Genomic DNA, 11263 nt, shown 5'->3' with positions numbered 1-11263 from the left:
GGTGATGATGTCATTGACGCTGAATTCTCTGAAACTAAGTAGTCATCAGTCATTGGCTTTTGATAAGTAATTGTTGTTGAGAATACCCCGCCAAGCTTGCGCTGTGGCGGGGTATTTTTGTTTCATAGAAGGCTGCTTTTTGACAGAGTTGTTATAATCCCCTTTATGGCAATCGGCTGTAGAGAGGTTTCATGAAACGTCTCTACAATAGAGATTTCCTCTCAAAGAATCTCTCTCGGCAGGCAGGATGCCTACCCCACAAGAATTTTTGGAGATATCCAATGTTTGGGTATAAGACGATCTAAACACCTAACCAACGATACCAAGCATCTAAGCCCGTTCCGGTTGTGGCAGATACTTGAAATACTTGTAGGTGGGGATTAACTTGACGTGCATATTCAATGCAGCGATCGACATTAAATTGCACGTAAGGTAATAGATCGATTTTATTGATAATCATCACCTGACTGGCACGAAACATATATGGATATTTAATTGGTTTATCCTCTCCTTCTGTGACTGACAAAATCGCAACTTTGGCAGTTTCTCCTAAATCAAATAAAGCCGGACAAACCAAATTTCCCACATTTTCAATCATCACAATTGAATTCAGAGGAGGATTGAGTTCTTGCAATCCTCGTTCTACCATATTTGCATCCAGATGGCAACCCGTACCCGTATTAATTTGGATGACAGGACAACCTGTAGCTTTAATGCGATCGGCATCATTAGTAGTAGCTTGATCGCCTTCAATTACACTAATTCCAACTTTGTCTTTTAAATCTTCAATCGTTCTCGCCAACAACGTTGTTTTTCCCGAACCCGGAGAACTAACTAAGTTAAGTGCTAAGATATTTCGACCTTTAAACCAACCGCGATTTTGGGCTGCCAACAAATCATTTTTGGCTAAAATATTTTGTTCTAAACTAACTGTTGTGCCGTGCATTTTAGCGTGTAATTGGGCATTTTCAGTGGCAACAGAATGGGTATGAGGATGTTCGTGATGATGTTCGTGAGAATGTTCGTGGTGATGGGAATGGGAAACAACCGTACCGTCAGCTAAAACATGAGTATGTTCTCCGGTTTGGGGATTGGTAACAGTTACGTTAGCATCATCAGAACAGCCGCAAGTTACACACATAATTCTTCTAACTCCAATTCCTTAATTTTAAGTTCTTCACCTTGAAAAATTTCTAAATCGCTACTACCGCAAGAGGGACAAATACCGAATGGCATTTCTAAAGTAACCTCTGTTTGGCATTGACGACAACGGGCTAAACCGGGAATTTCAATAATTTCTAATTTTGCTCCTTCTAGCAATGTTTCCTGACAACAAACATCGAAACAAAAGCGGATCGAATCAGGTAAAATAGCGGTTAGTTGTCCGATTTCTAGAGATACTCGTTTTACCCTAGAACCAGATGCGTGTTCGGTGGCGATCGCAACAATATTTCGGGTAATTCCTAATTCGTGCATTCAACAAATCCTCGGCAATTGTTCGCCTACTAACATATCAACGATTCGTTCTGTACCAAATTCAGTTTTCAGCAATACCACCCCCGCAGGATTGGCAATAACTTCGCCAACAATCCGAGCATCTTTGCCAGCGGAATGCGATCGCATCGCCGCCAAAACCTCATCTGCTGAATCAGGCGGAACTACCACTACTAGCTTACCTTCATTTGCCAAATAAAGCGGATCGAATCCCAACAACTCACACATTCCAGCTACCTCTTTTCTAACCGGAATAGCTGACTCATGCAAACGAATTCCCACATTAGCACTTTGGGCAAACTCATTCAATACTGTAGCCAATCCGCCGCGAGTAGCATCCCGCATCGCCCGCACATTTGGACAAACTGAAACGATCGCATCAACTAACCCATTTAAAGGTTGACAATCGCTTTGAATATCAGTTTCCAAAGATAACTCTCCCCTCGCTACCAAAATAGCAGCACCATGATCCCCCAAAGAACCATTAACTAAAATAATATCCCCTGGTTGAATTTGGAAAGCAGCGGGAGAAACGCCCGTTTTAATCACACCAATACCAGTAGTATTGATAAATAACTTATCAGCAGAACCGCGAGGAACAACTTTAGTATCTCCCGTCACTATTTGCACGCCCACCGCCAAAGCAGCCGCTTTCATACTATCAACAACTCGACGAAGAATATCAATTTCTAAACCTTCCTCCAAAATCACACTACAACTCAGAAAAAGCGGTTTAGCCCCGCTAACACATAAGTCATTAACAGTACCATTAACTGCCAAACTACCGATATCACCACCAGGAAAAAACAAAGGAGTAACCACATAAGAATCAGTGGTAAACGCGAGGCAATCGCCCAACAACATTAAACTCCCTAAATCAATTCGCGCCTGATCCTCCAACAGCGACAGCGTAGGATTATCAAAACTACCCACAAAAACATCATCAATCAAATCGCGCATCGCACTACCACCACTACCATGCGCTAAAGTAACAGTGCGTTCCTGAAATTTTTTCTTACCTTGTCGCATTTTCCAACGAGAAATATCCATAAAAAACAACTAAATCTCCCCACCAAAAGACTGCATTAACATCTGTGTTTATCTGTGTTCATCTGTGGATATCTGTGGTAAAAAAACGTAAATCTCTCCACCAAAAGACTGCATTAACATCTGCGTTCATCTGCATACATCTGTGGTAAAAAAACGTAAATTTATCCACCCAAAAACTGCGCTAACATCTGTGTTCATCTGTGTTCATCTGTGGATATCTGTGGTTAAAAAAACCCAGATCTAATTAACCTTCACCTCTTCCCGCTCGATCGATAAACGCCCATATTTATAATAAGCAGCACAAGCCCCTTCCGAAGAAACCATACAAGCACCAAGGGGATGTTCGGGAACACAAGCAGTCCCAAAAACCTTACACTGCCAAGGTTTCATCACGCCTTTTAAAATCTCCCCACACTGACAAGCTTTGTGATCTGCAACTTGCTTACCTGGAAAAGTAAATTTCGCCTCCGCATCAAAACACGCATATTCCGAACGCATTTTCAACCCAGACAACGGAATATCACCCAATCCGCGCCACTCGAACATTTCTCTTACTTCAAATACCCGTTGCATCGCATCCAAAGCAACAGCATTACCCGCTGAATTCACCAAGCGGCTATATTGATTTTCCACCTCACAACGTTTTTCTGCTAATTGTTTAACTACCATCCAAATTGATTGCAAAATATCTAAAGGTTCAAACCCAGAAACGACGACAGGTTTGTGATATCTTTCGGCAATAATTCGATAAGGTTCTGTACCAATTACGGTGCTAACATGACCTGGGCCAACAAATCCATTTAATTGCAAATCGGGGTTAGCTAATAGTGCTTCTAATGCTGGTACAACTAAAACGTGATTGCAAAATAGGCTGAAATTTTGTATGCGATCGCTTTCTGCTTGCAGTGTTGTTAAAGCAGTGCTGGGTGCGGTGGTTTCAAAGCCGATCGCAAAAAATACTACCTCTTTATCGGAATTTTGTTTGGCAATTTGCAGCGCATCTAAAGGCGAATAAACCATGCGAATATCTGCACCATTTGCTTTCGCTTGCAGCAAGCTATATTTGGAACCGGGAACTCGCATCGCATCGCCAAAGGTTGTAAAAATAACATTGGGTTGTTGTGCGAGTGCGATCGCATCATCTAGCCTACCTCTTGGCATTATACAGACTGGACAGCCCGGGCCGTGAACGAGTTCGATCGTTTTTGGTAACAAATCTTCTAATCCATATTTAAAAATGGCATGGGTATGTCCGCCGCAAACTTCCATGATTTTAATGGGTTTGTCGGTGGCAATTTGTTGGCTGATTTGCCGAATCTGTTCGATTAATATTTGGGCTTTTTGGGGGTCGCGAAATTCGTTGATATATTTCATGGTTTTTTTTACCGCAGATGAAGGCAGATAAACGCAGATGAAGGAAGATAAACAGGTAGCTTTATGGTTGGGATTAAGACTTTAGTTGCTTATGGTTAATGATTCTTGAATTTCTGCTAGTTCTTCGAGTAATTTTAGGGTTTCGGCTGCTTCGTCTGGATCTATTCGTTGCATGGCGAAACCGACGTGGACTAATACCCAATCTCCTAAACAAGATTCGACGGGATGGGTATCATCGACGATGCAAGCGATATTAACTTGACGTTTTACGCCGCTAATATCAACGGTGGCGAGTTTGTTTTTGATGTCTGTGATTTCGATTATTTGACCGGGGATTCCTAAACACATTTTACGTTACCTATTGTAATTGGAAAATTTTTATTGTACGCACTTAACTAAAAGATTCTCGTCTTCTAAAAGCATCTCAATTACTTCACGGAGATTCTCTTGTAGTTCATCTAAAGTTTCTCCTTGGGAATGGGCTCCCGGAAATCCAGGGACATAACCTACATAGAGTTTTGTATCAAGATCTCGTTCAACAATTGCCGTAAAAGTCTTCATATTTCCCGTGTTCAATCAAAAGAAAAGTTTATTTTCATTTTATACCTTTTTGAATTGATTTTGCGGCGGCGATCGCAACTTGTCCTAAAGACAATCCACCATCATTAGCTGGCACTAAACTATGGGTTAAAACTGTTAAATCCATCACATTTAGTTGCTGGCTAACCTGTTCTAATAATACCTGATTTTGAAAGACACCTCCTGTTAAAGCAACCTGAGTAAAAGAGTGAGTTTCCTGCAACCTAACTACCATAGATGCGATCGCTTTTGCTAGTCCAAGATGAAATCTCGTCGCGATCGCACTCTGGCAAACCCCTGTTTGTAAATCTGTTAATAATGCTTGCCACATCGGACGGGGTTCTAAATAGAAAATCGGCGCAGAGATAATTTCAAAAGGATATCCTGTTTCCTCACTAATATTATCAACTAAAGCTTCTAATTCGATTGCTCCTTGTCCTTCATAACTAGCTAAATCTCGACAAATTCCTAAAGCAGCCGCTACCGCATCAAACAAGCGTCCAGCGGAAGAAGCTAACGGAGAATTAATTCCTTTTGCTAACATTTGATTTAAGAGCGATCGCGGTTGTCGGTCTAAAAAATTCACAATTTCTAATTCCCTATATCTTACCGCCAATTCATCCCAATTAAATCCGGCCATCAAGTGAGCGTAAGTATTCCGCCAAGGTTGATAAATTGCCTGTTCTCCTCCTAGCATAGCAACAGGTTTAAAAGTTGCCAATCTTTGGTAACTGCGATAGTCTGCTAATAGAAATTCGCCACCCCAAAGCGTGCTATCTTCACCATAGCCTAAACCATCTAACGCAATTCCCAAAATCGGTTTAGTTTCTAATTTTATCCCATTTTCGGCCATACAAGCGGCAATATGGGCGTGATGATGTTGAATCGAATAAATTCGCTCGACTCCCAATTCTTTACCTAATTTGGTAGAGAGATATTCGGGATGCAGATCGAGTGCGATCGCGTCTGGTTTATGTTCAAACAAATGCAAATACAGTTCCAATGTTTCGCGATAAGCCGTCAGCGCTGCTGCATTCTCTAAATCACCCAAATGTTGCGATAAAATTGCCTCTCCTTCCCGCAACAAACAAAAAGTATTTTTTAATTCACTCCCCATTGCTAAAATAGGAGGAGCTTGTTCAAATCCCGATGGCAGGCGGATTGGCGCGGGGGCATAACCGCGAGCGCGACGTAGGATTTGCAGTCGATTTCTTACTACTTTCACCACCGAATCATCAACTCGATTGACAATTTCTCGGTTATGTAGTAAAAAATAATCAGCGATTTGACTCAACTTGTCTTTTGCTACTTCATTAGTAATACATTGTGGTTCATCGGAAATGTTGCCACTGGTGAGAACGATCGGACGTTCCATGCGCCGCAAAATCAGATGGTGCAACGGTGTATAAGGCAACATGAAACCGAGAGATTTAATATTAGGGGCGACGGAAGCAGCAATAGGTTTTGAAATTTCTTCTCTGCTGTCTTTCAATCGTAATAGTACAATTGGAGCAGCCGCACTTTGTAACAGTTTTTTTTCTAACTCATCAATAAAACAATATTTATCGATAATTTCTAAATTCTTTGCCATCAAAGCAAATGGTTTATGATAGCGATGCTTGCGTTCTCTAAGTTTTTGTACTGCGGTTTCGTTGGTAGCATCACAAGCGAGATGAATCCCACCAATACCTTTAATCGCAATAATTTCTCCTCGTTGTAACAGGGTGCAAACTGCATCCACATCATCCAACATCGAGAACATATATGATACAATGGGTTTGCCATCTGCCCGTTCTAGCCAAGCTTTTGGGCCGCAAATATGACAGGCGACAGGTTGGGCGTGAAATCGGCGATTTGTTACATCTGCATATTCTTTCGTGCAATCCGAACACATAGTAAAATTAGCCATACTGGTGTTACGGCGATCGTAAGGAATAGCGCGAACGATGCTTAAACGAGGGCCGCAGTGAGTACAATTAGTGAAAGGATAGCGATACCAACGACTAAAAGGATCGAATATTTCGGCTTTACATTCAGGACAAGTTGCTGCATCGGGAGTAATGCTGGTTTTAACTTGATTGCTGATACTTTGAGTAATGGTAAAATCGGTGTAAGTTGGTGGATGAGAGAGAGGAGAACGTGCGATCGCTTCAATTTTTGCTAATGGCGGACATTCTTTTTGTAGTTTGTCAATAAAAGTTTCTACAGCTTCAGCAGTTCCCACAATTCGGATCAGTACGCCTTCGCCATCATTACATACTTCACCGCACAAACTGCCAAGTTTAGCAAGGCGATAAACTGTAGGACGAAATCCTACGCCTTGGACTGTACCGCGTACTCGAATTTCTTCAGCTATATTTAAATTTGGGTTGTTAATATCGGTTATCATTCTGTTAGAAGTTAGAATCTTATTTTTAGAAGAGGATAAGTTAAACTATTCCCAAATTTGGGATTTTTTACCACAGATGAACACAGATGAACACAGATGTAGACTCAGCTTTAAGGCGGGGTCTACAGATGGTTAAATCTGTTGGGAGTTAGGGAAAAATTATTTTCTTGTTCTCCTACCTTATATTTAAGCGATCGCAAGTCAGAGTGACCAAAATTTCAAACTTTCTTAGCATCTGTTTTCGATCGTAAAATTCATGGTAAGATAGGGAAGGTAGCTTGCAATACTTTCCATTGCGACGTTTGCGTGGTATAAATCAAGATTTATTCCAAATCCCACAGTAAAATTCGATTGTTTCCCGAATCAGCGATCGCAACTTTATCGCCACAAACCAGCACCCCATAACACCAACAAAGACTATCTCGCATCGGTAAACCGTAAACTCGGTTTTCTCCCTTGCTTTGAAAATCAAGTTGTCCGATTAAAGCATTCGCATCTGTACCGTGAAGCAGGCGCAAATCTGCCAAATATTTCCAACCTAATAAGCGAGAATTAGCAGTATCAGCAACTAATAACCAATCTTTCGCTACTGTCACCCCATAAGGCATATTTAAACTAGCCGCAGTAGGAAAGTAAACCCCTCGATTCAGTTCTACTTTGTCAAAACTAGACTGCCCTAACACCGCCACGCAGGGAGTATTATTTTCTGTAGGAATTCCTTCCCACAACATAATCCGATTATTTCCAGCATCCGCCACTACCAAATTACCTTGCCAAATTGCCATACTGTGACACCAACGCATACTCGCCGCCGTCGGTGTTCCGCCCCCATTCTCATTGCGAGAGGTAAAATCGGGTTGTCCTAAAACTAAATCCGCAGGTTGTCCGTTAGTCTCTGGTAACTGATTCCAAATCAAAACTCGACGATTTCCAGTATCAGCAACAAATAACTTACCTTCATAATAGAAAACACCATAGCACCAATGCAAGCGATCGCACGCCGTATCCATAAATCCCCGATTTGGTTCCCCTTGCGAAAAATCAGCTTGTCCTAACACGATATCAGCAGGAATATTACTATCTTCTGGGATTTTTTTCCAAATCAAAACGCGATGATTCCAAGCATCAGCAACAGCTAAACCTTCACCACAAATACAAATTCCAGTGGGAACGCTGAGAGTAGAAGCAGTTGGATTACCTTTAGCATTTTTCCCTTCACTAAAAAAGTCTGGTTGTCCGATAATCCAATCCGCAGGTTGATTGTCTGATTCAGGATGCGATCGCCATCCTAACAAACGATGATGTCCCGTATCCGCCACCCACAAAGAACGATCGGCAACTAAACAAATACCTCTTGGCCCAAATAAAGTATTAGGGGTAGGTGCGATCGGCGTCGGGATGATAGAATCTCCCAAACCACCGATAATTACCTTTGCACCTTCAGGCGAGAGAAGCGAAAATGGGACTGCCTTTTGAGTTATCATAGAAAAAAGGGAAAATTACCGATCATCCTAGCGTGCGATCGCAATTTTAGCAGCGATTTCCCGCCAAAATACAAGATGAGATGAAAGAAATAATATGAATTCGTTTGAAAGCATCAGTGTTAAAGGTTTCCGTCGCTTATTTTCAATTGAAATCGAACTGCGACCTCTCACCGTTATGATTGGCGCTAACGGTATCGGAAAAAGCTCTTTTTTAGAAATATTCTCCCTCTTGGCAGCTTCTGCAAATGGTCAATTACAGTCAAAAATTTCCGAATTTAGCGGTCTTAATCAAATGTTGACAAGAGATAAAGCCGATAGTATGAGCATATCTTTGTCAATGCCTGTAGAAAACCAAAACCCGTTGAATTACTGTCTTCAACTTGCTAGTAAAGGTCAGTTTTATGAAATTGCTGTAGAAACTTTAACCCAACAGCGAAATCTCGCTGCCACTGCACCTTTTAAGTATATTGATTCTCGCGGTTTAGATATTAAATATTACGATCCAGAATATGAAAGACTATTGCGCCCAAATTGGGAACATAACCCTTTAGAAACTTCCCTTTCTCAGGTTCCCAAAATGTACAAAGAACCAGAGACTTTGCGAAAAAAATTAGCTTTATGTAGTTTTTATAGAGCCTGGGAATTGAATGTTGCTCCCAGAAGTCCAATGCGTTTACCTCAAGCAATGCGTCCGGCAAAATTACCCGGATTTAATGGGGAAGATTTAGTTTCCTGCCTTTATTATTTGCGCGAGACAGACAGGGATAGATTTGAAATAGTAGAAGATACACTTGCGGCGGCTTTTCCTGATTTTGAAAGGTTGAGTTTTCCACCAGTAGCAGCAGGAACTTTGGCAATGACTTGGAAGGATAAAAATTTTTCTCAACCTCTTTATATGGATCAACTTTCTGAAGGAACTTTGCGATTTATTTGGTTAGTTACTCTTTTACAAAGTCGTGATTTAACATCTGTTACTCTCATTGATGAGCCGGAAGTAAGTTTGCATCCAGAGTTATTGAGATTGTTAGTTCATTTAATGCGAGAAGCTTCCCAACGCACTCAGCTTATTGTTGCCACTCACTCCGATAGATTGATTCGATTTTTAGAACCTAACGAGGTTCTAGTTTGTGATGCTGAAGATGGGTTAACAACGATGACTTGGGCGGATTCTTTAGATTTAGAAAAATGGTTAGAGGAATATAGTTTGGATGAAATTTGGGCTATGAATTTGATTGGGGGGCAACCATGAAAATTGCCATTTTGGTTGAGGGAGAAACTGAAAATGTTTTTAAGCCTTTCCTAGTAAATTTTCTTAGCTCTTGCTTGGAAAAAAGAATGCCAAAATTAAAATTTGTAAAATTTGATGGTCGTATTCCTAAAGAAAATAAACTTAAACGTCAAGTTGAAAATCTACTGAGTGGCAAAGATGCTTGTGATGCCGTGATTGCATTAACAGATGTTTATACAGGTAAAAATGATTTTGTAGATGCCGCAGATGCTAAGGTTAAAATGGCTGAATGGGTGGGAAATAATCCGAATTTTTATCCTCATGCTGCACAGTATGATTTTGAAGCTTGGTTGTTACCTTTTTGGTCAACCATTCAAAAGAAAGCTGGACATAATAAATCAGCGCCTAGTGGTTCTCCCGAACAGGTTAATCATAATAATCCACCATCTAAGCGGATTAGAAAAATATTTGAATCAGGCGGACGCAGAAGTTACAATAAGCCTCGCGATGGAGCAAGTATTTTAAGAGGAAATAATTTGATGGTTTCAATAAAAGCTTGTCCTGAATTAAAGGCTTTTATCAATACGATTATAACTCTTTGTGAGGGTGAGTTAATTGATTGAATTTTAGTTTAGAAAAAGAGCGATCGCACTCTCCCCAAAACTGAAAAATGCGATCGCCATTTATCTTTCTATCTTTTGCACAAGTTTAGATAGTCCATTCATGATCAGGATCATCGAGTGCTGCTTGCACAAATGACGAATCAGCAATGTCTTTGAATGGGCTAGATTTAGCGATCTCTGTAATTGAATTGATTGCCAAAGCTAACTGATTTGGATTACCATCAGCTATTGCTTGGTCTACTTTTTCAAACAGAAAACTAAAGTTTTTGGCTCGTTCATCAAATGAGAGTTTCAGATACTTTATCAAAGCATCTCGTTGAGCTTGAATATTAGCAACTGTTGCTTTTTCCCATGCCGCAATTTCACGGCGGTTAGTCTTTTCTTGCTCGGCAACTATTTTGTATTCAGTGTAAGCTTCAACAATAGCCCGTAAGCATTGGGAAGGGGCTAAAGCTGGATTTAATACGCCAGCACCCATTACTTCTACAGGAACTTTTTTAGCTACCATGTTTATTTGCCTGGTAAGTTACAGTATTTTTCGATAATGGTTACAGTGCCAAGATTCAGTTTTCCTTCGCTGTTTAAAACAGGAGTTTTCAAAGTTTCTACAAGTCCTTTCATCAAAAGTGCTACTTGTTGAAACTTTTCTGCATCTCTTGTGGCATCAAAAGGTCGAGATTGTAATTGGTTAATACCTTCAACAGCTTGAGAGTCAAGAGATTTAAGTGTATCTCTTAAGGCAATAATCCGTTGTTTGATCTCCTCTGCAAACTTTGTAGCAGATTTTATATCTGTAATTGCCTGATTTAATTTAGCTTCGTACTCAGCAGACTCGGCGTTTTTTTGGCTAAATAATAAGCTGCCAATCACCAAAGCTGGAAGTATAACAGCACCACCCAGCACAACTGTTCCAAGAGCTACGCCACCACCACCCGCAGCTAGTGCGCCACCACCGAGCCATGCTAATATTGGCGCACCACCAATTTGTGCTGCTTTTGCAGCTACTTTCACACCTCCTTCTAAATAATTTTTAATCTCTCCT

11 protein-coding genes and 1 pseudogene are annotated in these 11263 nt (G+C 40.8%); 2 read left to right on the top strand and 10 right to left on the bottom strand.

The features are described from left to right. Positions 1 to 301: 301 nt before the first annotated feature. From hypB to H6S82_RS06185, 8 genes are all read right to left on the bottom strand, one after another. A complete protein-coding gene (hypB, locus tag H6S82_RS06220) occupies positions 302 to 1141 on the bottom strand; it encodes a hydrogenase nickel incorporation protein HypB (protein WP_190468043.1) in 840 nt (279 codons plus the stop codon). After that, complete coding sequence (gene hypA / locus H6S82_RS06215) at positions 1132 to 1476, bottom strand: hydrogenase maturation nickel metallochaperone HypA (RefSeq protein ID WP_190468046.1); 345 nt, start codon at positions 1474 to 1476, stop codon at positions 1132 to 1134. The genes hypB and hypA overlap by 10 nt, the downstream gene beginning before the upstream one ends. Then, the gene (gene hypE / locus H6S82_RS06210) at positions 1477 to 2544 is read right to left on the bottom strand and encodes a hydrogenase expression/formation protein HypE (RefSeq protein WP_190468049.1); all 1068 of its coding nucleotides are present in this window, start codon (positions 2542 to 2544) and stop codon (positions 1477 to 1479) included. It lies immediately after the preceding gene. A gap of 240 nt (positions 2545 to 2784) precedes the next feature. Next, entirely contained in the window at positions 2785 to 3918 is a 1134-nt protein-coding gene (gene hypD / locus H6S82_RS06205) for a hydrogenase formation protein HypD (RefSeq protein ID WP_190468053.1), read from the bottom strand. 81 nt (positions 3919 to 3999) lie between these two features. Continuing rightward, a complete protein-coding gene (locus H6S82_RS06200) occupies positions 4000 to 4266 on the bottom strand; it encodes a HypC/HybG/HupF family hydrogenase formation chaperone (protein ID WP_190468055.1) in 267 nt (88 codons plus the stop codon). A gap of 30 nt (positions 4267 to 4296) precedes the next feature. After that, positions 4297 to 4479, bottom strand: a complete 183-nt coding sequence (locus H6S82_RS06195) for a type II toxin-antitoxin system HicB family antitoxin (protein ID WP_190468058.1) — start codon at positions 4477 to 4479, stop codon at positions 4297 to 4299. Positions 4480 to 4513: 34 nt separating this feature from the next. Then, entirely contained in the window at positions 4514 to 6886 is a 2373-nt protein-coding gene (gene hypF, locus H6S82_RS06190; RefSeq protein WP_190468061.1) for a carbamoyltransferase HypF, read from the bottom strand. A gap of 323 nt (positions 6887 to 7209) precedes the next feature. Beyond that, the gene (locus H6S82_RS06185; RefSeq protein WP_190468064.1) at positions 7210 to 8370 is read right to left on the bottom strand and encodes a hypothetical protein; all 1161 of its coding nucleotides are present in this window, start codon (positions 8368 to 8370) and stop codon (positions 7210 to 7212) included. Positions 8371 to 8464: 94 nt separating this feature from the next. Here H6S82_RS06185 and H6S82_RS06180 point away from each other — a divergent pair, with 94 nt between their 5' ends. Together H6S82_RS06180 and H6S82_RS06175 are read left to right on the top strand one after the other, a co-directional pair. Beyond that, a complete protein-coding gene (locus H6S82_RS06180; RefSeq protein WP_190468067.1) occupies positions 8465 to 9619 on the top strand; it encodes an AAA family ATPase in 1155 nt (384 codons plus the stop codon). Next, positions 9616 to 10221, top strand: coding sequence for a DUF4276 family protein (locus tag H6S82_RS06175; RefSeq protein WP_190468069.1), 606 nt, complete (start codon positions 9616 to 9618; stop codon positions 10219 to 10221). The genes H6S82_RS06180 and H6S82_RS06175 overlap by 4 nt, the downstream gene beginning before the upstream one ends. An 85-nt stretch (positions 10222 to 10306) precedes the next feature. Here the strand turns inward: H6S82_RS06175 and H6S82_RS06170 are convergent, their stop codons facing one another. Together H6S82_RS06170 and H6S82_RS06165 are read right to left on the bottom strand one after the other, a co-directional pair. Beyond that, positions 10307 to 10729: a hypothetical protein gene (locus tag H6S82_RS06170; protein WP_190468072.1), complete on the bottom strand. Its 423-nt coding sequence runs from the start codon at positions 10727 to 10729 to the stop codon at positions 10307 to 10309. Between the two features lie 2 nt (positions 10730 to 10731). After that, positions 10732 to 11263 (bottom strand): annotated as a pseudogene (locus tag H6S82_RS06165) (hypothetical protein); the annotation flags it as partial.

The organism is Planktothrix sp. FACHB-1355, assembly GCF_014748295.1.
In the GTDB taxonomy this organism is placed as follows: domain Bacteria; phylum Cyanobacteriota; class Cyanobacteriia; order Cyanobacteriales; family Aerosakkonemataceae; genus Aerosakkonema; species Aerosakkonema funiforme_A.
This window is presented reverse-complemented; position numbering and strand designations above follow the sequence as displayed.

What these genes read in the sequence shown, in the direction of transcription:
- hypB (WP_190468043.1), bottom strand. Translation starts at nt 1,141, where the DNA reads ATGTGTGTAACTTGCGGCTGTTCTGATGATGCTAACGTAACTGTTACC.
- hypA (WP_190468046.1), bottom strand. Translation starts at nt 1,476, where the DNA reads ATGCACGAATTAGGAATTACCCGAAATATTGTTGCGATCGCCACCGAA.
- hypE (WP_190468049.1), bottom strand. Translation starts at nt 2,544, where the DNA reads ATGGATATTTCTCGTTGGAAAATGCGACAAGGTAAGAAAAAATTTCAG.
- hypD (WP_190468053.1), bottom strand. Translation starts at nt 3,918, where the DNA reads ATGAAATATATCAACGAATTTCGCGACCCCCAAAAAGCCCAAATATTA.
- H6S82_RS06200 (WP_190468055.1), bottom strand. Translation starts at nt 4,266, where the DNA reads ATGTGTTTAGGAATCCCCGGTCAAATAATCGAAATCACAGACATCAAA.
- H6S82_RS06195 (WP_190468058.1), bottom strand. Translation starts at nt 4,479, where the DNA reads ATGAAGACTTTTACGGCAATTGTTGAACGAGATCTTGATACAAAACTC.
- hypF (WP_190468061.1), bottom strand. Translation starts at nt 6,886, where the DNA reads ATGATAACCGATATTAACAACCCAAATTTAAATATAGCTGAAGAAATT.
- H6S82_RS06185 (WP_190468064.1), bottom strand. Translation starts at nt 8,370, where the DNA reads ATGATAACTCAAAAGGCAGTCCCATTTTCGCTTCTCTCGCCTGAAGGT.
- H6S82_RS06180 (WP_190468067.1), top strand. Translation starts at nt 8,465, where the DNA reads ATGAATTCGTTTGAAAGCATCAGTGTTAAAGGTTTCCGTCGCTTATTT.
- H6S82_RS06175 (WP_190468069.1), top strand. Translation starts at nt 9,616, where the DNA reads ATGAAAATTGCCATTTTGGTTGAGGGAGAAACTGAAAATGTTTTTAAG.
- H6S82_RS06170 (WP_190468072.1), bottom strand. Translation starts at nt 10,729, where the DNA reads ATGGTAGCTAAAAAAGTTCCTGTAGAAGTAATGGGTGCTGGCGTATTA.